This is a genomic window from Streptomyces beigongshangae (assembly GCF_019710745.1).
GTDB lineage: Bacteria > Actinomycetota > Actinomycetes > Streptomycetales > Streptomycetaceae > Streptomyces > Streptomyces beigongshangae.
The window spans coordinates 83230-105735 of the sequence record NZ_JAHKJW010000017.1 but is presented as its reverse complement, the minus strand read 5'-3'; the positions used below and the strand labels follow the sequence as shown (position 1 = coordinate 105735).

At 71.8% G+C, this 22506-nt stretch carries 13 protein-coding genes; 1 reads left to right on the top strand and 12 read right to left on the bottom strand.

What is annotated here, in order from left to right; all coding sequences use genetic code 11:
• Positions 1-7: 7 nt before the first annotated feature.
• Both KM933_RS15650 and proB read right to left on the bottom strand, forming a co-directional pair.
• Positions 8-466, bottom strand: a complete 459-nt coding sequence (locus KM933_RS15650; RefSeq protein ID WP_221352628.1) for a hypothetical protein — start codon at positions 464-466, stop codon at positions 8-10.
• Positions 467-647: 181 nt separating this feature from the next.
• Positions 648-1754: a glutamate 5-kinase gene (gene proB, locus KM933_RS15645; protein ID WP_221352627.1), complete on the bottom strand. Its 1107-nt coding sequence runs from the start codon at positions 1752-1754 to the stop codon at positions 648-650.
• A 419-nt stretch (positions 1755-2173) separates the two neighbouring features.
• On the opposite strand from proB, the gene KM933_RS15640 reads away from it, so the two are divergent.
• The gene (locus KM933_RS15640; protein ID WP_221352524.1) at positions 2174-4258 is read left to right on the top strand and encodes a hypothetical protein; all 2085 of its coding nucleotides are present in this window, start codon (positions 2174-2176) and stop codon (positions 4256-4258) included.
• Between the two features lie 229 nt (positions 4259-4487).
• Here the strand turns inward: KM933_RS15640 and obgE are convergent, their stop codons facing one another.
• From obgE to mrdA, 10 genes are all read right to left on the bottom strand, one after another.
• The gene (gene obgE / locus KM933_RS15635; protein ID WP_221352522.1) at positions 4488-5927 is read right to left on the bottom strand and encodes a GTPase ObgE; all 1440 of its coding nucleotides are present in this window, start codon (positions 5925-5927) and stop codon (positions 4488-4490) included.
• Positions 5928-6126: 199 nt separating this feature from the next.
• Positions 6127-6381: a 50S ribosomal protein L27 gene (rpmA, locus tag KM933_RS15630; protein WP_006374707.1), complete on the bottom strand. Its 255-nt coding sequence runs from the start codon at positions 6379-6381 to the stop codon at positions 6127-6129.
• Positions 6382-6395: 14 nt separating this feature from the next.
• On the bottom strand, positions 6396-6716 hold the full coding sequence (rplU, locus tag KM933_RS15625) for a 50S ribosomal protein L21 (protein WP_149513635.1): 321 nt from the start codon (positions 6714-6716) through the stop codon (positions 6396-6398).
• A 210-nt stretch (positions 6717-6926) separates the two neighbouring features.
• Positions 6927-8273 (bottom strand): phospholipase D-like domain-containing protein, encoded by a 1347-nt coding sequence (locus KM933_RS15620; RefSeq protein ID WP_221352520.1) that lies wholly within the window; start codon positions 8271-8273, stop codon positions 6927-6929.
• Positions 8274-8587: 314 nt separating this feature from the next.
• On the bottom strand, positions 8588-13936 hold the full coding sequence (locus KM933_RS15615) for an Rne/Rng family ribonuclease (protein ID WP_221352518.1): 5349 nt from the start codon (positions 13934-13936) through the stop codon (positions 8588-8590).
• Between the two features lie 249 nt (positions 13937-14185).
• The gene (locus KM933_RS15610) at positions 14186-14980 is read right to left on the bottom strand and encodes a TIGR03936 family radical SAM-associated protein (RefSeq protein ID WP_221352516.1); all 795 of its coding nucleotides are present in this window, start codon (positions 14978-14980) and stop codon (positions 14186-14188) included.
• Positions 14981-15217: 237 nt separating this feature from the next.
• Positions 15218-17176 carry a TIGR03960 family B12-binding radical SAM protein gene (locus KM933_RS15605; protein ID WP_221352514.1) on the bottom strand — a complete coding sequence of 653 codons (1959 nt, stop codon included), beginning with the start codon at positions 17174-17176 and terminating at the stop codon, positions 15218-15220.
• A gap of 182 nt (positions 17177-17358) precedes the next feature.
• Complete coding sequence (locus KM933_RS15600; RefSeq protein ID WP_221352512.1) at positions 17359-18882, bottom strand: CYTH and CHAD domain-containing protein; 1524 nt, start codon at positions 18880-18882, stop codon at positions 17359-17361.
• A gap of 87 nt (positions 18883-18969) precedes the next feature.
• Positions 18970-20169 (bottom strand): rod shape-determining protein RodA, encoded by a 1200-nt coding sequence (rodA, locus tag KM933_RS15595; RefSeq protein ID WP_221352510.1) that lies wholly within the window; start codon positions 20167-20169, stop codon positions 18970-18972.
• Positions 20166-22439, bottom strand: coding sequence for a penicillin-binding protein 2 (gene mrdA, locus KM933_RS15590; RefSeq protein ID WP_221352507.1), 2274 nt, complete (start codon positions 22437-22439; stop codon positions 20166-20168). Before mrdA ends, rodA begins: the two co-directional genes overlap by 4 nt.
• Positions 22440-22506: the final 67 nt, after the last annotated feature.

Sequence of the window (22506 nt, the reverse complement as noted above, 5' to 3'; positions counted from 1 at the left end):
TCAACGGCTAGAACGGGTGTACGCCCACGGGGGTGGCGGGCAGTGGCCCGTACCCCTCCGCGATCCGCTGGTGGTAGGTCCCGCGGTCGATGACCTCCAGGCCGACGATCTCCCAGGGCGGCAGTTTCGCCGTCTGGCGGTGCTCGCCCCACAGCCGCAGTGCGACCGCGGCCGCGTCGTGCAGGTCGCGGGCCTCCTCCCAGTAGCGGATCTCCGCGTGGTCGTCGGCGTACCGGCTGGTCAGCAGGAAGGGGTGGTCGTGGGCGAGTTGCTCCAGTCCGCGCCTGACCTCCTCCAGCGGGGCTTCGCCGCCCGAGACGCTCAGCGTGACGTGCCACAGCCGCGGCAGGTCCTGCGGCTCCTCGGCCTCGTACGTGTCGCCGGCCGCGACGCTGGTGAGCGCCCGCTCCTCGCCGGCCGCGCGGGGGCCGGCGACACCGCGGGACACAGCCGCCCCAGGGCGCACTCGTCTCACGACGGCCTCCTTTACGCAATGGGTCCGCTCGGACTGTCGGACTGCAGGGGGTCTCCCCGAGACAAAGTTGAGCAGGTGGGGAGGCGCCGCGTGGCGCTTTTACCGAAGGTCCACCTCCGGACAGCGCCTTTGTCCGGTGTTCCGCCCTGTTTTCGGCGGGGGTCCGCGGCCGTCAGGGGTGCAGCAGCGCCAGGTCGTCGCGGTGGACGACCTCCCGCTCGTACCCGGGGCCCAGTTCGCGGGCCAGCTCGTGCGTGGAGCGCCCGATCAGCTGCGGGATCTCCTTGGCGTCGAAGTTGACCAGTCCGCGGGCGACCGCCCGCCCCGTGCCGTCCCGCAGTTCGACGGGGTCGCCCGCGGCGAAGTCGCCCTCGACGGCGGCGATCCCGGCGGGCAGCAGCGAGGTGCGCCGCTCGACGACCGCGCGTACCGCCCCGTCGTCCAGGACCAGGGCGCCCTGCGGGGTCGACGCGTGCTGGAGCCAGAGCAGCCGGTCGGCGGAGCGGCGGCCGGTGGCGTGGAAGTAGGTGCCGGTGTCCCGTCCCGCGAGGGCGTCCGCGGCGTGGACCGCGCTCGTCAGCACCACCGGGATGCCGGCCGCGGCCGCGATCCGGGCCGCCTCGACCTTGGTGACCATGCCCCCGGTGCCGACGCCCGCCTTGCCCGCGCTGCCGATGTCGACGTGGGCGAGGTCGGCCGGAGTGCGTACCTGCGCTATCCGCGACGTACCGGGCCTGCTGGGGTCTCCGTCGTACACGCCGTCCACGTCGGAGAGCAGGACCAGCAGGTCCGCCCGGACGAGGTGGGCGACGAGCGCGGCGAGGCGGTCGTTGTCACCGAAGCGGATCTCGTCCGTGGCGACGGTGTCGTTCTCGTTGACGACCGGCAGGGCGCCCATCGCGAGGAGCTTGTCGAGGGTGCGGGAGGCGTTGCGGTGGTGGGCGCGCCGGCTCATGTCGTCCGAGGTGAGCAGCACCTGGCCGACGCGGATGGCGTAGCGGGCGAAGGAGGCGGTGTAGCGGGCGACCAGGAGGCCCTGGCCGACGCTGGCGGCGGCCTGCTGGCGGGCGAGGTCCTTGGGACGGCGGCGCAGGCCCAGCGGGGCGAGGCCCGCGGCGATGGCACCGGACGAGACGAGGACGACCTCCCGCCGCCCGCCGTCGCGGCACGTGGCCAGGACGTCGACGAGGGCGTCCACGCGGTCGGCGTCCAGGCCCCCGGACGCGGTGGTCAGGGACGAGGAGCCCACCTTGACGACGATCCTGCGGGCTTCCACCACGTCCTGCCTGTTTGCCGCCTGCCTGACCGCTGACACGCTGTACCCCTATGTTCCGACCTGCCCGGTCCGGGCAATCTACGGGACGGCGGACGCCGGACGCCTCCGCATTCCGAGTGGCGGACGTCCGCGCGTCACGGGTGGCGGATGCGGCGTGGACATGGCGTGGACGTGGCGCACGGGTGGCGTGACGGTGGCACGCGGGTGGCATGACGGGCCGGAGGACGGCGGAGGTCAAGTCCCACCGGGCTTCGTGGTTTTAAACCCATATCCGGTGATAGTTCTCACCCAAGATTGCTAGGCGACCCGCAGAGGTCATACGGTCAGGGATCGGCCTCTCCCGTACGAGCCCCAGGGAGGTACGGCGAGGTCCGACCCCCGCGCTTCCCCCATCCGCCGCACCCCTCGCAGGAGCCCATTCCGTGCCCTCCGCCGGACCCGCCACCCGCCGCGTCGCGCTGCTGTCCGCACTGCTCGCGATGTTCGCGCTCTTCACGGCCCAGATCGTCTCCGCTCTGCTGCCGAACGTCCCGGTGTTCATCGCCGCGACCGCTGCGGGCCTCGCCCTCGACGTGTACCTGCAGTACCGGGACCCAGGGCTGCTCTCGTTGCTCGGCAAGGTCCGCTTCGACGCCACGGTCCGGCAGCTGCTGCGCGACATGCTGGTCCTGGTGGGCCTCCTGCGGATCGACGGCATCAGCCCGACGCGCGAGCAGGCCCCGCTGCTGATCGGGCTGTGCCTCTTCTACGCCCTGCACTTCGCCTGCCAGGGCGCCGCGATCATGGTCCGCCGCAGCCGTACGCTGCCGGTCGTCACCCGGAACATCGACGCGTCCGCGCTGCGCCTGTCCGCCGCGCCGCCGCGCATCCTGGCCCGCCGTCCCAACCACCGGCTGCTCACCTTCTCCGTCCCGGCCACGGCCGGTCTGCTGGCCACCGCGGCCACCGAGGACGTCCTGTCCGGTGCCGTCGGCCTCGGGATCTCCCTCGCCCTGATCTGCGGCGGCACGGTGTACCTCGCCACCTGGCTGCTGCCGGGGAAGCGCGCCCTGGGCGAGCAGAAGGTCATGGAGTGGCTCGACGCGTGGCTGGCCGACTACCGCCCGACCGTGGCCATGTACTTCTCCGGCGGCACGACCTCCGCCTACCAGGCGAACATGTGGCTCTCCACCCTCTCCGCGGTCGACGCGAAACCGCTGATCGTGCTGCGCGAGCGCTTCATGGTGCAGAAGATCGACGCCACCGACGTGCCGGTGATCTGCTTCCCCAAGGTGTCGACGATGTTCTCGCTGGAGAACTCGACGCTGAAGATGATGCTGCACCCGGCCAACGCCGCGAAGACCTCGCAGGTGCTGCGCATCCCCACCGTCAAGCACGCCTTCATCAACCACGGCGAGAGCGACAAGCTCTCCTCCTGCAACCCGTACGCGAAGGCGTACGACGAGGTGTGGGTGGCCGGTCCCGCGGCGCGCGAGCGGTACGCGCTCGCCGAGGTCGGCGTCGAGGACAAGGACGTCGTCGAGGTCGGCCGGCCCCAGCTCGCGCCGATCCGCCCCTACTCGGGAGCGCCGACGGGCGCGTTCACGACCGTGCTGTACGCCCCCACCTGGGAGGGCTGGGACGGCAACCCCGGCAACACGTCGGTGGTGCTGGCCGGTGAGAACATCGTGCGGCGGCTGCTGGCCGACGACGGTGTGCGGCTCCTCTACAAGCCGCACCCGATGACCGGTTCCGTCGACCCGCGTGCGGGCGCCGCGGACGAACGCATCAAGGCGATGATCCGCGAGGCCAACACCGGGCGGTCGGGCGCCCGCCCCGACGCCGCTGCCGCCGCGGAACTCGCGCGCCGCACGGCCGAGCTGGACAGGCTCACCTCCACGGCCTTCCGCAAGAGCGCCGACGAGCTGGAGCGGATGCTGCTCCAGGGCACGCCCCGGGGCGACCGCGAGGCCGCCATCACCGAGGCCACGCTGGCCTGGGAGAAGGCGTACTGGGCGTCCTTCCCCGAGTGGGAGCACCAGATCGTCACGGAGGCGCGGCCGGCCATCTTCGCCTGCTTCAACCAGGCGGACCTGCTGATCAGCGATGTCTCGTCGGTCGTCTCCGACTGGCTGTCGAGCGAGAAGCCGTACGCGGTGGCCAACACGTCGGGGATGACCGAGGCGGCGTTCCGCACCGGGTTCCCGACCGTGTCCGCCGGGGTCGTCCTCACCCCCGGGGCGGAGGGTGTTCCGGCGCTCCTGGAGTCGGTGCGCCGTCCTGAGAAGGACACCTTCACGGCGGCCCGTGCCGCGCTGAAGGAGCACCTGCTGGGTCCGTCCGACCCGCCGTCGATGGTCCGCTTCAACGCGGCGGTCGACGCGCTGTGCGCGAAGGCCGACGAGCGGCGGGGGCGGATGGAGTCGCGGCTGGCCGCGGAGATTCCCCTGCAGCGGTCCGCGAAGGAGGACGCGGCGGAGGAGACGGCGCAGGACCCGAACGAGGCGGAGGACGCGGTCAGCGCGTAGCCGCCACCGCGGTGGCCCGAAGAGGGTGAGGGGCCCGGAGTCTGTGACTCCGGGCCCCTCACCCTTGAAGTACTGCGGTACTGCGGTACCGCAGTACCGCCGGTGCGTGCGCGGCTGCGGGTGTGTCGCCGCGGGTGTGTCATGGTCTCCCGGCCTTCGGCCGGGAGGTGCCCCCAGGTCGCGCAGTTCCCCGCGGCCCTGAAGGGGCACCCTTCAGGGGTGGGCCCGGCTAGAACGGGTTGAAGTCGTCGAACTCCTGGTCCGCCTCGTCCCGCTCCGCCTGCCGGTCGCGGCGCCGCTGCGCCGCCGGGCGCGGTGCCTCGAAGCGGTGGTCCTCACCACGGCGCCCGAGCATCTCCGCCCCCGCCATCACCGTCGGCTCCCAGTCGAAGACGACCGCGTTCTCCTCGGGTCCGATCGCGACCCCGTCGCCCGACCGCGCCCCCGCCTTCATCAGCGAGTCCTCGACCCCGAGACGGGCCAGCCGGTCGGCGAGGTAGCCGACGGCCTCGTCGTTGCTGAAGTCGGTCTGGCGCACCCAGCGCTCCGGCTTCTCACCGCGCACGCGGTAGAGGCCGTCCTCCTCCCGCTCCACCGTGAAGCCGGCGTCGTCGACGGCCTTCGGCCGGATGACGATCCGCGTCGCCTCCTCCTTCGGCTTCGCCGCACGCGCCTTGGCGACCAGGTCGGCCAGTGCGAAGGAGAGCTCCTTGAGCCCGATGTGGGCCACCGCCGAGATCGCGAAGACCTGGTAGCCGCGTGCCTCCAGGTCGGGGCGGACCATCTCGGCCAGGTCCTTGCCGTCGGGTACGTCGGTCTTGTTCAGCACGACCAGCCGCGGCCGGCGGTCGAGGCCGCCGCCGTAGCTCCTCAGCTCCTCCTCGATGACATCGAGGTCGGAGACGGGGTCGCGGTCCGACTCCAGGGTCGCGGTGTCGAGGACGTGGACCAGCACCTCGCAGCGCTCCACGTGCCGCAGGAACTCCAGTCCCAGGCCCTTGCCCTGGCTGGCCCCCGGAATCAGTCCGGGCACGTCGGCGATGGTGTAGACGGTCGAGCCGGCCGTCACCACGCCGAGGTTGGGGACGAGCGTGGTGAAGGGGTAGTCGGCGATCTTCGGCTTCGCGGCCGACAGGACCGAGATCAGCGAGGACTTGCCCGCGCTGGGATAGCCGACCAGCGCCACGTCCGCGACGGTCTTGAGCTCCAGGACGATGTCCTGGGCGCCACCGGGGACACCCAGGAGCGCGAAGCCGGGCGCCTTGCGGCGCGCGGACGCCAGCGCCGCGTTGCCGAGGCCGCCCCGGCCGCCCTCCGCGGCCACGTACGTCGTGCCCTGGCCCACGAGGTCCGCGAGCACGTTCCCGGCCTTGTCCAGGACGACCGTGCCGTCCGGCACGGGCAGGACCAGGTCCTGGCCGTCCTTGCCGGAGCGGTTGCCGCCCTCGCCGGGCCGGCCGCTGGTGGCCTTGCGGTGCGGGGAGTGGTGGTAGTCGAGGAGCGTGGTGACGGACTGGTCGACGACCAGGATCACGTCACCGCCACGGCCGCCGTTGCCGCCGTCCGGGCCACCGAGGGGCTTGAACTTCTCCCGGTGGACGGAGGCACAGCCGTGACCTCCGCTACCCGCGGCGACGTGCAGCTCGACGCGGTCCACGAAGGTGGTCATGGAATGTGCCTCCAGTTACGTACGGAAAGACTCTCATCGATGATCACCGTGCGCGCGGTCGGCGCCGCCCGGCGGTCACTACTCGGGGAAAACATCACGCTCAAAGATCACACTCAAAGGATCACGCTTGAGGTGAAACACGCGAAAGGCGGACCCGCTTCCCGAACGGGAAGTGAGGTCCGCCTCGCGAAGGATCCGGTCAGGCGACCGGAACGATGTTCACGACCTTGCGGCCGCGGTGCGTGCCGAACTCGACCGCGCCGGCGGCCAGCGCGAACAGCGTGTCGTCCTTGCCACGGCCGACGCTCGCGCCGGGGTGGAAGTGGGTGCCACGCTGGCGGACCAGGATCTCACCGGCGTTGACGACCTGACCGCCGAAGCGCTTCACGCCGAGCCGCTGAGCATTGGAGTCGCGACCGTTCCGGGTGGACGATGCGCCCTTCTTGTGTGCCATCTCTCCTCAGTCCCTTACTTCGCAGCCGCGGGGATCTCAGTGACCTTGATCGCCGTGTACTGCTGGCGGTGGCCCTGACGACGGCGGTAGCCGGTCTTGTTCTTGTAGCGAAGGATGTCGATCTTGACGCCCTTGTGGTGGTCCACGACCTCGGCCTGGACCTTGATGCCGTCCAGCACCCAGGGGTCGCTGGTCACGGCGTCGCCGTCGACAACGAGCAGGGTCGAGAGCTCGACCGTGTCGCCGACCTTGGCAGTGGAAATCTTGTCAACCTCAACGATGTCGCCGACAGCAACCTTGTGCTGGCGACCACCGCTGCGCACGATGGCGTACACGCGGGTCTCTCTCTCGCTCGAAATGGAATCCCCGCAGTCCAGCCGCCGGAGGAAGCAGACGGCCTCTCCCGGGGTGCGAGCCACCGGGAGGAAGAGGTTTACGGGAATGTGGCATGTTCAGCGAACACGCCGAGGGTCAAGGCTACGGGGCCCCGACGTGGGGGTCAAACCAGGCCCTGAGCGCCGTCCTGGCTCTACGGGCCGTACGGGCTAGGTCGGCTCACCGTCCGCGGGCAGCGGCTTCACGCCCGTGCACAGGTCGGTGGCGTCCTCGGTGCCCGGGTGGGCGACCTTGGTCATCCGGTCGAAGTGGACCCGGTACATGTCGTGCACGGCGTCGTCGTCGACCTTCACGATCGACTCGTCGTTCTCGCGCAGCGCGGGGCCCGTGTAGTTGCCGGAGCCGGTGAAGCCGACCTTGTTCCTCACACCGCCGTACATGCCGTCGACGAGGATGTACTTGGAGTGGACGATGTACGGCGTCGCCAGTTTCCGGCCGGGGTTCAGCGGGTCCCGGTCGTCGTTGTAGCAGCGTACGGCCGGGCCTCCAGGAGTGTGCATCTTCTCCCAGGTGCCCTTGGTGCCGCCGCTGCTCCTGGCACTGTCCGACTCGGCGTAGACGATGCTCACCGAGCAGCCCGCCTTCTTCAGGTCGACCAGCTTCTCCGCGATGACCAGCCGCGTGATCTTGAAGATCGCCACCCTGACCTCGGTCGACCGGGTGACGCCCTCGGTGTCCTCGTACGTGCAGGTGACGTTGTCGAGGATCGAGTACACCGTGTCGGTGGCCCGCGAGGTGCCCGCCCGCGGGAAGAAGTACGCCTTGTGGAGGCCGTTGCTCACCGAGCGGTAGCTCCAGGACTCCCGGTCCCGCGCGACCATCGTGTCGAAGTAGTCCGCGTACGCGTCGTACATCGTCGGGTTGTCCGGCAGCAGCAGCGCGTCGTTGAAGAAGCGCGTGTGCGCGGACGGCGTGGAGTTCGCGGTGGTCTCGACGACCACGTTCGTGGCGCCCTGGACCGCGGAGAACAGCCAGAACTTGTTGTGCATGATCGACTGCCCGAACTTCGGGTCGCCGAGGCACGACCTGTTCGCCGGACAGGTCGCGACGTACGAGCCCCGCGTGCGGTCCGTGCCGAGGCCCGAGGAGAGCATCCCGTACGCGGCGTTGGCCGGGCGGTCGCTGACACTGGACTCGTCGAGCAGCACCTGCACGTCCACCCCGCGGTCCTTGGCGGCGACGAGGGCGTTGACGACGCCGGTCTCCCAGAGGTGGTAGACCGCGACCTTGATCGTGGAGCCGGGGAGCGCGGAGTTCGTCAGCCCGATCAGCCGCGTACGGATCGCGGTCTGCCGGTCGGCGGTGCCGAGCGGATCGTTGAAGATCGGGCCTTCGATCCACGTCGGATCGCCGGCGGCCTCCGCCGCACCCGCCGACGTGACGGTCTGGACGCCCGCCGCGGACAGCACCGCCGCCAGCGCGACGGCCTGGCGCCCGCCCTTGACCGGCTTCACGGCACGGTGCCGCCCGGTGCCCGTCAGGCGCACGCACGTCATGCGATCCCTCCCCTGACACGTGTGACACGTATGCCACGTGTGACACGTACGCCACGTGCGAGCGTCTCCCCGACGCTCACTGTGTGTGCATACCGATGACCGCATGAGTTTTACAGGTAAGTGAACGTGCTCCAAGAGGCAGAAGGGGGAGGCGGGGTTCGTGACACCCGTTAAAACGGGTGAAAATATGTCAGAACAGATCCACTGAACAGCAGTTCCAACAACTGCTTCAGCCGTACGGGTGACGACGACGCCCCCTGACCGGCTGTCATCCAGCCGGTCAGGGGGCGTCGGGAGCGAGGCCCGCGGAGCCCTCAGTCCTCCTCGGTGGAGGCCGTGACGCCGGACGGCGTCTGCTGTTCCGCCGCCGCGGTCTTCTTCGACGTCGACTTCGCGGCCGTCTTGGCGGTCTTCGCCGTCTTCTTGGCCGTGGTCTTCTTGGCGGCCGTCTTCTTGGCCGCCGTCGTCGTCTTCTTCGCGGCGGTCTTCTTCGCCGTCGTCTTCTTCGCGGTCGCCGTCTTGGCGGTCGCCTTCTTCGCCGTCTTGCGGGCCGCCGTCTTCTTGGCGGGGGCCTCCTCGCCCTCACCGGAAGGCTCCGGTGCCTCCGATGCCTCCGGTGCCTCCGGTGTCGGCTCCGATACCGCGGGGGTCTCGGCCGGTGCCTCGGCGACCGGGGACGGGGCCCCCGGGGACGAGGACGGGACGACCACGACGGCGGTGTCCGCGGACGAGGTCGGCGCGGTGGCCTTGCGGACCGCCCGACGCCTCGGACGGGCCGGGGCCGCGCTGTCGGCGACCGGCTGCTCCGCCGCGGGGGCGGCCTCGGCGACCGGCTCCGCCGTGGGCTCGACGGATGCGGCAGGCGCGGCGACCGGCTCGGTGACCGTCACCACGGCGTCCTCGGCCGCCTTGGGCGAACCGGCGGGCGCGGACACCTTGCGGGTCGCCCGACGGCGCGTACGTCCCTTGGGGGCGGCGTCGTCCACGGCGGGGGCTTCCGTTGCCGTCGATGCCTCGGTGACCGCCGGTGCTTCAGTGGCGGCCGGAGCGTCCGTGGCGGCCGGAGCCTCGGTGGCGGCCGGAGCCTCGACCACCGGGTCCTCGGCCGCGGCGGGCACGGCCTGGGCGGCCTCGGCCTGCTCCTGCCGCACGGGACGCGCGGCCTCCTCCTCCGGAGTCACGGACTGCGCGGTCGGAACCTCGTTCCGGCGCTCGGACCTGCGGGACTCGGACCGCGGCGCACCCGCCGGAGCGGACGCGCGCCGGCTCGCCCGGCGGCGCGAACGACCGCCACGCGTGGCCGCGGCCTCCGCCTCGGCGGCGCTGCTGTAGAGCTCCTCGTCCGGCACGAAGGCGTCCGTGCGCGACTCCGCCACGGGCGGCTCGGGCAACGCGACCGGCTCGGCGGCCGTCTCGACCGGCTCGCCCGTCGCGGCCGTCTCCGTCTCCGGCTCCTGCTCGTGCTCGTGCGTGTGGTCGTGCTCGTGGGTCTGCTCGGCACCGCCGCGACCGCGCTTCTTGCGCTTGCCGCCGCCTCCCGCGGAGGCCGGCTGCTCCATGTGCACGATCACACCGCGGCCGTTGCAGTGGACGCAGGTCTCCGAGAACGACTCCAGCAGGCCCTGGCCGACCCGCTTGCGGGTCATCTGGACGAGGCCCAGCGAGGTGACCTCGGCCACCTGGTGCTTCGTACGGTCGCGACCCAGGCACTCCAGGAGGCGCCGCAGCACCAGGTCCCGGTTGGACTCCAGGACCATGTCGATGAAGTCGATGACGACGATCCCGCCGAGGTCGCGCAGCCGCAGCTGGCGCACGATCTCCTCGGCCGCCTCCAGGTTGTTCCTGGTGACCGTCTCCTCCAGGTTGCCGCCCTGGCCGGTGAACTTGCCGGTGTTGACGTCGACCACGATCATCGCTTCGGTCTTGTCGATGACCAGCGAACCGCCGCTCGGCAGCCAGACCTTGCGGTCCAGCGCCTTGGCGAGCTGCTCGTCGATCCGGTACGAGGCGAAGACGTCGACCTCGGAGGTCCACCTCGACAGCCGGTTCGCCAGGTCGGGCGCGACGTACGAGACGTACCCGTGGATGGTGTCCCACGCCTCGTCGCCGCTGACGATGACCTTGGAGAAGTCCTCGTTGAAGATGTCGCGCACGACACGGACGGTCATGTCCGGCTCGCCGTACAGCAGCGTCGGCGCGTTCGAGCTGCCGCCGCTCTTCGCCTTCTTCTGGATGTCCTCCCACTGCGCCTGGAGCCGCTCGACGTCACGGCGCAGCTCGTCCTCGCTCGCGCCCTCGGCGGCGGTGCGCACGATGACGCCCGCGTCCTCGGGGACGATCTTCTTGAGGATGGTCTTCAGACGCGCCCGCTCGGTGTCGGGCAGCTTGCGGCTGATGCCGGTCATCGAGCCCTCGGGCACGTAGACCAGGTAGCGGCCGGGCAGCGAGACCTGGCTCGTCAGACGGGCGCCCTTGTGGCCGATCGGGTCCTTCGTCACCTGGACGAGGACCGACTGGCCGGACTTCAGGGCGCTCTCGATGCGCCGGGGGCCGTTGGCCATGCCCAGCGCCTCGAAGTTGACCTCACCGGCGTACAGCACGGCGTTGCGGCCCTTGCCGATGTCGATGAAGGCGGCCTCCATCGACGGCAGCACGTTCTGGACCTTGCCCAGGTAGACGTTGCCGACGTACGAGGTCGCCTGCTCCTTGTTGACGTAGTGCTCCACGAGCACGTCGTCCTCCAGGACACCGATCTGCGTACGCTCGCCGCTCTGGCGGACGACCATCACCCGCTCGACGGCCTCACGGCGGGCCAGGAACTCGGCCTCGGTGATGATCGGGACACGGCGGCGGCCCTGCTCGCGGCCTTCACGGCGGCGCTGCTTCTTGGCCTCCAGACGGGTCGAGCCCTTGATGGACTGCACCTCGTCCGAGCTGTCGTACGGCCGCTCGTCCTTCTTGCGGGGCTCGCGGACCTTGACGACCGTGCGCTCGGGGTCGCTCTCGCCGGTCCCGGTCTCGGCCTCGCCGGAGGAGTCACCGGCGCGACGGCGACGGCGACGGCGGCGACGGCTGCTGCTGGAGCCGCCGGCCTCCTCGTGCTCGTCGTCCGCGTCCGCGGCGTCCTCCTCGGTCCGCCCGGACTGCTCGGCGGTGTCCTCGGCGTCCGTCGCGTCCACCGTGTCCTCGGCAGGCACGGCGGGCACGGCGGCCTGCTCGGCGGGGTCCGTCTGCTCCGTGGCGAACTCGTCGTCGGCGGACTCGCCCCGGCGGCGGCGACGGCCACCACGGCGGCGACGGCGGCGCGAACCGGTCTCCTCGCCGTCGTCACCGTCGGCGGCGTCCTCGGCGGACTCCGCCGGCTCCTCCTCGGGCAGTTCCTCGTCGGCGGGCACCGCCACCTCGGGGGCACGCTCCACGGGGGTCCGCTCCGCCGGTGCGGCGGGCTCCTCGGCCTTCCTGCGGCGGCGACGGCGCGAACCGCCGGTCTCCTCCTCGACGACCACGGGGGCGGCCTCCTGGACCGGCTCCGCGACCTCGTCGATCTCCTCGATCTGCTCGATCTCCTCGGCAGCGGCGGCGGCCGCTGCGCGCTCCGGGGTCTGGAACATCGGCTCGGTGAAGACCGGCGCCTGGAAGACGGCGACGGCGGGGCGTGCGGGGCGCCGGGCCGACTCCTCCCCGGCGGTCCTGCGCGGCGCGGGCGCGGAGAAGCCTCCGGCGGCCTTGCGGGTGGCCCGGCGGCGGGCGCGGCGCGGGGCGGCGTCCTCGGCGTCGGCGGGTGCCCCGGCCTCGGCGGACCGGTCGTTCCCGGTAAGGGCCGCGGGGGCCGCGGGGGCCTCTCCGCGCTCGTCGCGGACCTCTGCCCCGGCGGGCTCGGCCGCGGAGGGGTCCTGGGCACGAGCGGCCCTCGACCGGGTGGCACGGCGAGCCGGCTGGGCGGACGCCTCCTGCTCCTGCGGGCTCACGGCTTCCGCTTCCGTTCCCGCCTCCGTTCCCGTCTCTGCCTCCGTCCGGGGCGTACCGGTGGGCGCGGTGGCGCGGCGTGTGGCACGGCGACGCGCACGCGGAGCGGGCGCGGCCTCCGCCTCGACCGGCGCGTCAGCCGTCTCGGACCGCACCTCCACAACCGGTACGGCAGCGACCTCGGCAGGCGCGGATGCCTCGTCGGCCACCGGAGCGGCACCGGCGTCGGCACCAGCGGCATCAGCGGCATCAGCGGTCTGGGGCGCACCGGTGGGCGCGGTGGCACGGCGCGTCGCACGGCGACGCGCACGCGGAGCAGGCGCGGCCTCCGCCTCGACCGGCGCGTCAGCCGTCTCGGACCGCACCTCCACAACCGGTACGGCAGCGACCTCGGCAGGCGCGGATGCCTCGTCGGCCACCGGAGCGGCACCGGCGTCGGCACCAGCGGCATCAGCGGCATCAGCGGTCTGGGGCGCACCGGTGGGCGCGGTGGCACGGCGCGTCGCACGGCGACGCGCACGCGGAGCAGGCGCGGCCTCCGCCTCGACCGGCGCGTCAGCCGTCTCGGACCGCACCTCCACAACCGGTACGGCAGCGACCTCGGCAGGCGCGGATGCCTCGTCGGCCACCGGAGCGGCACCGGCGTCGGCACCAGCGGCATCAGCGGCATCAGCGGTCTGGGGCGCACCGGTGGGCGCGGTGGCACGGCGCGTCGCACGGCGACGCGCACGCGGAGCAGGCGCGGCCTCCGCCTCGACCGGCGCGTCAGCCGTCTCGGACCGCACCTCCACAACCGGTACGGCAGCGACCTCGGCAGGCGCGGATGCCTCGTCGGCCACCGGAGCGGCACCGGCGTCGGCACCAGCGGCATCAGCGGTCTGGGGCGCACCGGTGGGCGCGGTGGCACGGCGCGTGGCACGGCGACGCGCACGCGGAGCGGGCGCGGCCTCCGCCTCGACCGGCGCGTCAGCCGTCTCGGACCGCACCTCCACAACCGGTACGGCAGCGACCTCGGCAGGCGCGGATGCCTCGTCGGCCACCGGAGCGGCACCGGCGTCGGCACCAGCGGCATCAGCGGCATCAGCGGTCTGGGGCGCACCGGTGGGCGCGGTGGCACGGCGCGTCGCACGGCGACGCGCACGCGGAGCAGGCGCGGCCTCCGCCTCGACCGGCGCAGCGGCCTCAACGGGTGCGGGGGCCTCGGCGGCCTGGTCACCCGCCGCCGCGGCGGCGTCCGCCGGCTCGGTGGCCTGCGGTGCGCCCGCGGGGGCGGACGCCCGGCGCGTGGCACGGCGACGCGCACGCGGGGCGGACGCGGCCTCGGCGGCCGGCGCCTCCACGGACGTCTCGTCGGGACCCGGGGTGGCGGGATCGGCGGTGGCGGTCTCGGCGGTCATCGCCGCCTCCGCCGCCTCGATCTCCGCTGCGGTGTCCGTCGTCCCGTCGGTCTCCGGTGCCGCTTCCGCCGTGCGGTCGGCGGAGTCGCCGCCCGGTACGGCCGGTGCCGTGGTCCCTGCCGCGGCGGCGCCTTCGGCGTTGGCCGAGGGCGGTCCCGCGGGCCGGGAGGCGGCGCGACGGCGACGGCGCGGCGGCAGCGTGTCGCTGGGAGTGTCGTGGTCGGACCCGCTGAGAGGCTCAGTGGGCTCGTTGGGCTCAGTGGGCTCGTTGGGCTCAGTCGGTTCGGTGGGCTCGAGCATGCGGGTGGATCTCCCGTCAGGCTCCCGGGCGCCGCGGATCCGGTGACGTCCGCGGCTCGCGCGTTGCGCGGTGCCGCCGTCCGGGGCGCGGGCGCCGCACGGGAGCTCTCTGTGTCCTGTCTCGCCGGTTCCGTACGCCCTGTGTGCGTACGGCCTGGCGAAAGTCTTGTGGTCGGTGCGCTGCCCGAACCAGGTGGCTCCCGGATACCAGGGCGGCGCTTCGACGTACGTCCCTACGCGGGACCTTCCTTACACCGACGCCTTCGCGGCGGCAACTGCGGTGTCCCCGGAAAGGACCGGGGAGGGTGCTGCTGCCTCGCGGTCGGGCGCGAGCGGGTCGGTCACCGTGCCGGTCTCTTCATCGAACAGCCCCTGCGCCAGCCTGGTCACCGCTGCGGGGACCGGCGGCGCCAGGTCGGCCACAGCTCGGAGACCGGACAGGACGTCGTCAGGTCGAACGGCAGGCGTCACGTGCCGAACAACCAGCCGCAGTATCGCACAGGCCTGGCCGGTCGGCCTATCAGCCTGTGGGCCGTGTGCCGCCGACGGTGCGCTGTGCGCCTCCAGACCCGCGACGGGGCCGCGGGCGTCGAAGGTGCGGATGCCGTTCTTCGCCTTGCGCTGCACCTCGACGGTCCCGGCCGCCGTGAAGGCGTCGACCGCGCGCTCCGCGTCCGCCGGGGACACGCCGTCGAGGCGCAGCTCCCACACGGACGCGGTGAGGCGGTCGGCGAGACCCGGCGTGCGGGCCTCCACGGCGTCGACGATGTCGAGCCCGACGGGCATCGACTCGTCGAGGAGCGCGCGCAGGGTCTCGGGATCGCGCGCCTCGGTGAGCGCGATCTCCAGGTACTCCGCCTCACTGCCCGTGCCGGTGGGTGCGGCATTGGCGTACGACACCTTCGGATGCGGCGTGAACCCCGCCGAGTACGCCATGGGCACCTCGGCCCGGCGCAGCGCCCGCTCGAAGGCACGCTGGAAGTCACGGTGGCTGGTGAACCGGAGGCGGCCGCGCTTGGTGTAACGCAGTCGGATGCGCTGCACCGCGGGTGCGGGCGGCGGGCCTTCGGGCTGTCGCTTGCCCAGTGTCGCTCAGTCCTTCGTGAGTGCGGTCGTACTCCTACCTAGAGTACGTGTCCCGGCCGCGGGCGGTTCCCGCCGGGAGCGGGCCGGCCGGCGGTCCGTGCGGACCCACCACCGCGGTTTCCCGCTGCGTCCGTCCTCGAACGTGCCGCCGCCGGCTCACCCCTCCGTGACGCGTGACCGTGACGCGGGAGCCGCTCAGTGGACGTGCCCGCCGGCCACCGGCTGCTTCACCGTCAGCGGCAGCAGCTTCTTGCCCGTCGGGCCCACCTGAATTTCCGTGGACATGGCAGGACATACGCCACAATCGAAACAAGGGGTCCACCGGCAGTCGTCGACCTCCGTCTCGTCGAGTGCGTCCTGCCAGTCCTCCCAGAGCCAGTCCTTGTCCAGGCCGGAGTCGAGGTGGTCCCAGGGCAGGACCTCCTCGTAGGTGCGCTCGCGGGTGGTGTACCAGTCGACGTCCACGCCGAACGCGGGGAGCGTCTTGTCGGCGCAGCGCATCCAGCGGTCGTACGAGAAGTGCTCGCGCCAGCCGTCGAAGCGGCCGCCGTCCTCGTAGACGGCGCGGATGACGGAGCCGATGCGGCGGTCGCCGCGGGAGAGCAGGCCCTCCACGATGCCGGGCTTGCCGTCGTGGTAGCGGAAGCCGATGGAGCGGCCGTACTTCTTGTCGCCGCGGATCTTGTCGCGGAGCTTCGTGAGGCGGGCGTCCGTCTCCTCGGCGGAGAGCTGCGGGGCCCACTGGAACGGCGTGTGGGGCTTGGGGACGAAGCCGCCGATGGAGACCGTGCAGCGGATGTCGTTCTGGCCGGAGACCTTGCGGCCCTCGGCGATCACGTTCATCGCCATGTCCGCGATCTGCAGGACGTCCTCGTCCGTCTCGGTGGGCAGGCCGCACATGAAGTACAGCTTGACCTGACGCCAGCCGTTGCCGTACGCCGTCGAGACGGTCCGGATGAGGTCCTCCTCCGAGACCATCTTGTTGATGACCTTGCGCATGCGCTCGGAGCCGCCCTCGGGGGCGAAGGTCAGACCGGAGCGGCGGCCGTTGCGGGTCAGCTCGTTCGCCAGGTCCACGTTGAAGGCGTCGACGCGGGTGGAGGGGAGGGAGAGTCCGACCTTGTCCTCCTCGTACCGGTCGGCCAGGCCCTTGGCGATGTCGCCGATCTCGGAGTGGTCCGCCGAGGAGAGGGAGAGCAGGCCGACCTCCTCGAAGCCGGTCGCCTTCAGGCCCTTCTCGACCATCTCGCCGATTCCCGTGATGGAGCGCTCGCGGACCGGGCGGGTGATCATGCCCGCCTGGCAGAAGCGGCAGCCGCGGGTGCAGCCGCGGAAGATCTCCACCGACATGCGTTCGTGGACGGTCTCCGCGAGCGGCACGAGGGGCTGCTTCGGGTAGGGCCACTCGTCCAGGTCCATGACGGTGTGCTTGGACACGCGCCACGGGACACCGGACCTGTTGGGGACCACCCGGGCGATACGGCCGTCGGCGAGGTACTCCACGTCGTAGAAGGCGGGGATGTAGACCGAGCCCGTCCTCGCGAGGCGGAGGAGGACCTCCTCGCGTCCGCCGGGGCGGCCCTCCGCCTTCCAGGCGCGGATGATGTCCGTCATGTCGAGCACGGCCTGCTCGCCGTCGCCGATGATCGCCGCGTCGATGAAGTCGGCGATCGGCTCCGGGTTGAAGGCGGCGTGGCCGCCGGCCAGGACGATCGGGTCGTCGAGGCCGCGGTCCTTCGACTCCAGCGGGATGCCGGCCAGGTCGAGGGCGGTCAGCATGTTCGTGTAGCCCAGCTCCGTGGAGAAGGACAGGCCGAACACGTCGAACGCCTTCACCGGGCGGTGGGCGTCCACCGTGAACTGCGGGACGCCGTGCTCGCGCATCAGCTCCTCCAGGTCCGGCCAGACGCTGTACGTGCGCTCGGCCAGCACGCCCTCGCGCTCGTTGAGGACCTCGTAGAGGATCATGACGCCCTGGTTGGGCAGTCCGACCTCGTACGCGTCCGGGTACATCAGCGCCCAGCGGACGTCGCAGGCCTCCCAGGGCTTGACGGTGGAGTTGAGCTCTCCGCCGACGTACTGGATCGGCTTCTGCACATGCGGGAGCAGGGCTTCGAGCTGTGGGAACACCGACGCAGCGGCTTCGGCAGGCATGTCGCGAACCTTCGTGAGCTGACAAGGGGTGACTGTCAAGCGTAACGTGCCCGGGGGTGCCCTTCGTCCGCCTGCCGGGCCCCGGCCGCCCGGGACCCGCCGGACACCGGTCGTCGTGCGGCCGCGGGTCCGTCGTGGCCGAGCGCGCGGTCCCCCGCGCCCCTTGGAGGGCGCGGCTCCGCCTAGAAGGCGCTCTCGCCGTGGATCGACTCCCATGTCTCCGGCAGTGCGGCCTCGGCGGTCGCGGCCCTGTGCTCCTCGCGCCCGTACAGGACGCCGTAGGTGAAGGCGCTCTCTCCCGCCGCGTGTGCCCGGTCGGCCAGGTCGCGCAGTGCCCGCCTGGCCATCACGCTGTCCTGGTGCTCGCCGAGCAGGCTCTGGAGGGCCTTCATGTCGCGCACCAGTTCCTTCGCGGGTTCGCCGAGGACGGGGGCGGCGAGTTCGGCGGCGTAGCGGGTGCGCTTGGCCTTCTTGCGGGCCTCGTGGATCGCGAGGTCGCGGGTCTCCCCGGGCGGCAGGCCGACGGCTCCGCCGACCAGGCCGGAGAGCTGTGCGAAGTCCTTGCGGACGGTCCTCGTGAGCGTCTTCCCGGTGGTGTCCGCGGCGGCGTTCCGCAGCGGCGGGGTGGCGAGCAGCGCGTCGAGGGTGGTGAGGAGGTCCAGGTAGCGCCCGCCGTCGAGGACCGCGACGAGACGGTGCCGGGAGCCGGACCTGCTGGCCTGGGCCCAGGTGCGCAGGCGGTCGCGGACGGGTCCGGCGAACAGGGGGCGCGGCAGGCCGTCGAGGGCGGCCGTGAGCCGCTCGGTCAGGACCTCGCGGTCGCGGTCGGCGCCCAGCTCCCCCGCCAGCCACTTCAGTTCGTCGCGGACCGGGTCGGTGACGGTCCGGTCCAGGACGGCGCCGTACGAGCGGAAGGTGCTGCGCAGCCGGCGGGTGGCGACGCGCATGCTGTGCACGGCGTCGTGGACGTCGCGCCGGACGGCCGGGTCGAGCGCGACGATCGCGTCGCGCTGGGCCCGGACGTACGCGAGGACGTGGTCGCCCGCGGTGACCGGCGCCGCCGCCACGACGGCCTCCTTGCGCGGCCTGCGGCCCGTCTCGCTCAGCGCCCTGGCCAGCTTGGACGAGGACGCCGAGCGGGAGACACCGGCCTTGCGGAGTCTCTTGTCGACCTTGTCGAGGAGGGCGGGGTCGCCGTCGTCCGCCAGCTCGACCTCGATCTCGGTCCACGCGGTGGTGCCGTCGCCGCCGCTGAGCCGTTCGGCGCGTACGTGGTCGAGGCTGATCTCGGCGAGCAGGCCGCCGGACTCGTCGACGAGGTGGCGGACGTCGCGGGCCGAGCGCAGCCGGACGACGGGGACCAGTTCGGCGTCGCGCGTACGGGAGCGGACGAGGCCGGTGAGGGCGGGCGGCACGGTGTCGGACAGCGGGGCGTGGATCTCGTCCCGCACTCCGTCGGAGACGGGGAGTTTCAGGTGCCAGCCGGCGTCGTGGCCGCCGGTGCGGCGGCGCAGGGTGAGGGACGCGGCGGCGAGGCGCTGGTCCGTCGTGTCGTAGTAGGTCGCGTCGAGTTCGACGGCGCCCCGGTCGACGACGGCCGAGACGCCCCGGACCCGGGTCAGGTCCGGCAGATCCGACAGGTTCGACAGTCCCGTGTCGGCGCCGGCTTCGTACTTGCGCTCAATCTCCCGCTTCGTGTCCACCATGACCTGAATCTAGGCCCCGGGAGCGGTGGGGGAAACCGCGCCCCCTGCGGGGCGCCCCGCAGGGGGCGCGGGAACCCGGTGGAACGCTCACGCCGACATGGGTCGCTGCACCCTGATCGACTGCAGCAGCCCCACCGCCACCCACACCGCGAACATCGACGAACCTCCGTACGAGACGAAGGGCAGGGGCAGGCCCGCGACCGGCATGATGCCGAGGGTCATCCCGACGTTCTCGAAGGACTGGAAGGCGAACCAGGCGATGATCCCGGCGGCGACGATCGTGCCGTACAGCTCGGTCGTCTCGCGGGCGATGCGGCAGGCCCGCCACAGGACGACGCCGAGCAGGACCAGGATGAGCCCGGCGCCGACGAAGCCGAGTTCCTCGCCCGCGACGGTGAAGACGAAGTCCGTCTGCTGCTCGGGCACGAACTGGCCGGTGGTCTGCGAGCCCTTGCCGAGGCCGGTGCCGAACAGGCCGCCGGAGCCGATCGCGATCCGCGCCTGGTTGGTGTTGTAGCCGACGCCGGCCGGGTCGAGCTCGGGGTTGGCGAACGCGGCGAAGCGGTTGATCTGGTACTCGTCGAGGATCTTGAGTTGCCAGACCGCGACCGCCCCGAGCGCGCCCGTCCCGATCAGGCCGAAGATCCAGCGGTTGGAGGCGCCGGAGGCGAGCAGCACCCCCAGCACGATGATCACCATGACCATGACCGAGCCGAGGTCGGGCATGAGCAGGACGACCAGTATCGGTACGACGGCCAGGCCCAGCGCCTGCAGGACCGTGCGGTGGTCGGGGTGCGGTTTGTCGCCCGCGTCGACCCGGGCCGCGAGCAGCATCGCCATGCCCAGGATGATCGTGATCTTCACGAACTCGGAGGGCTGGAGCGAGAAGCCGCCGCCGATGACGATCCACGCGTGCGCGCCGTTGATGGTCGCGCCGAGCGGGGTCAGCACCAGCAGGACCAGCAGCACGGAGATGCCGTACAGGATCGGTACGGCCGTGCGCAGGGTGCGGTGGCCCAGCCAGACCGTGCCGATCATCAGGGCGAAGCCGATGCCGGTGTTGAGCAGGTGCCGGAACAGGAAGTAGTACGGGTCGCCCTGGTTGAGCTCGGTGCGGTTGCGGGTCGCCGAGTAGACGAGGGCCGCGCCGATGAAGGAGAGCGCGAGGGCCGAGAACAGTATCGGCCAGTCGAGTCTGCGGGCCAGGGAGTCGCGGGCGAACAGCCGGGTCCAGCCGGCGCGTTCGGGACCGTACCCGGAGACGGAGAAGCCGTGCGCGCCGGTCATACGAGCGACCTCCGCCCCTTTTTGGGGTTCTTCGGGTTCCCGGGGCGCGCCGAGCGCCTGCGGGCGGCCCGGTCGGTGGCGGTGCCGGAGGCGGGCACGGTGGCGGCCGGGCCTTCGTACGCCACCTGCTGCTGCACTTCCCCGGTGGCCTGCTCCTCGTCCTTCGGCGGGTAGACCCCGACCTTCGGGGCGTCGATCGACCCGTCCTTCCCGATCTTCGGCAGGCTCTTCTGCGGCGTGGGCAGCAGCGCCTTCCTCCTGTCGATCTCGCCGTCCTCGGAGACGCCGTACAGCGCGTTGTAGATCTTGCGCACGGCGGGGGCCGAGGCGCCGGAACCGGTACCACCCTGGGAGATGGTCATGACGACCGTGTACTCCTTGGTGTACGTGGTGAACCACGAGGTGGTCTGCTTGCCGTAGACCTCGGCCGTACCCGTCTTGGCGTGCATCGGGATCTCGTCCTGCGGCCAGCCGCCGAACCTCCAGGCGGCCGATCCCCGGGTCGCGACCCCTTCCAGGGCACCGTCTATCTCGTCGCGGGTCTGCTTCGACATCGGCAGCCTGCCGTGCGACCTCGGCTTGATCTCCTGGACGTTCCTGCCGTCCGCGCTGATGATCGCCTTGCCGACGGTCGGGTCGTAGAGCGTGCCGCCGTTGGCGATGGCCCCGTAGATCGTCGCCATCTGGATCGGGGTGACGAGGGTGTCGCCCTGGCCGATCGAGTAGTTGACGGAGTCACCGGCGCGCATCCTGTTGCCTTCGAGGCAGTTCTCGTACGCGATCTGCTGGGCGTACGAGCCGCCCTTCTTGCCGTACTTGCACCAGGCGTCCTTGTTGGCCTTCCAGTAGTCCTGCTTCCACCGGCGGTCGGGGACGCGGCCGGTGACCTCGTTGGGCAGGTCGATGCCGGTCTCCTTGCCGAGGCCGAACTGGTGGGCGGTCCGGTAGAACCAGTCCTTGGCGTCCTTCTTCGGCTTGATGCCGCCGTCCTTCTTCCACTGCTCGTGGGCGAGGCTGTAGAAGACGGTGTCGCAGGAGACCTCCAGGGCGCGGCCGAGGCTGATCGGGCCGTACCCCTTGGACTCGAAGTTCTTGAAGACCTGGCCGCCGATGGAGTACGAGGCGCCGCACTGGTAGGGCCCGTTGAAGGAGTAGCCGGCCTTTATGGCGGCGGCCGTCGAGATGACCTTGAAGACCGAGCCGGGGGCCGACTGGCCCTGGATGGCGCGGTTCAGGAGCGGGTAGTTGGACTCCTTGCCGGTGAGCCGGGTGTAGTCCTTGCCGGAGATGCCGCCGACCCAGGCGTTCGGGTCGTACGACGGGTTGGAGGCCATCGACACGACGCGGCCGGTCGCGTTCTCCATGACGACCACGGCGCCGGAGTCGGCCTTGTAGTTCACCCCGGTGTTCCTGTCGTGCTCCTTGCGGGCGTCCTTCATGGCCTCGTTCAGCTCGTACTCGGCGACGCGCTGGACGCGGGAGTCGATGCTGGTGACGACGTTCGCGCCGGGCTGGGCCTTGTCGCTCTCGGCCTGGCCGATGACGCGGCCGAGGTTGTCGACCTCGTAGCGGGTGACGCCCGCCTTGCCGCGCAGTTCCTTGTCGTACTGGCGCTCCAGGCCCGAGCGGCCCACCTGGTCGGAGCGCAGGTACGGCGAGTCGGTGTGCTCGGCCTTGGTGATCTCCTCGTCGGTGACGGGCGAGAGGTAGCCGAGGACCTGGGCCGTGTTGGCCCCGCCGGGGGCGGCGTAGCGGCGGACGGCCTGCGGCTCGGCGGTGATGCCGGGGAAGTCCTCGGCGCGCTCGCGGATCTGCAGGGCCTGCTTGGGCGTGGCCTCGTCGGTGATGGGGATGGGCTGGTAGGGCGAGCCGTTCCAGCAGGGCTGCGGTGTCTTGGAGTCGCACAGCCGGACCTTGTCCAGCACGTCCGAGGTCTTCATGCCGAGGACGGCCGCGAGCTTGGTGAGGACGGCGTCGCCGTCGTCCTTCATCTTCATCAGGTCGGTCCGGGACGCGGAGACCACGAGGCGGGTCTCGTTGTCGGCGATCGGCACCCCGCGGGCGTCCAGGATCGAGCCGCGCACGGCGGGGCTGACGACCTGCTGGACGTGGTTGCCGGATGCCTCCTTGGCGTACTCGTCGCCGTTGCGGATCTGGAGGTACCAGAGGCGTCCGCCGAGGGTGCCGAGGAGGGACAGTACGAGGATCTGGATGACGACGAGCCGGATCTGGACCCGCGGGGTCCGGCCGGTCTCGGGGATGTTGGTCACTGCTTCCCTCCCTCAGCTCGTTCGGTGTGCCGGTGCGGTGCGGCCCGTCCGGTGGGCCGCCGTCGTG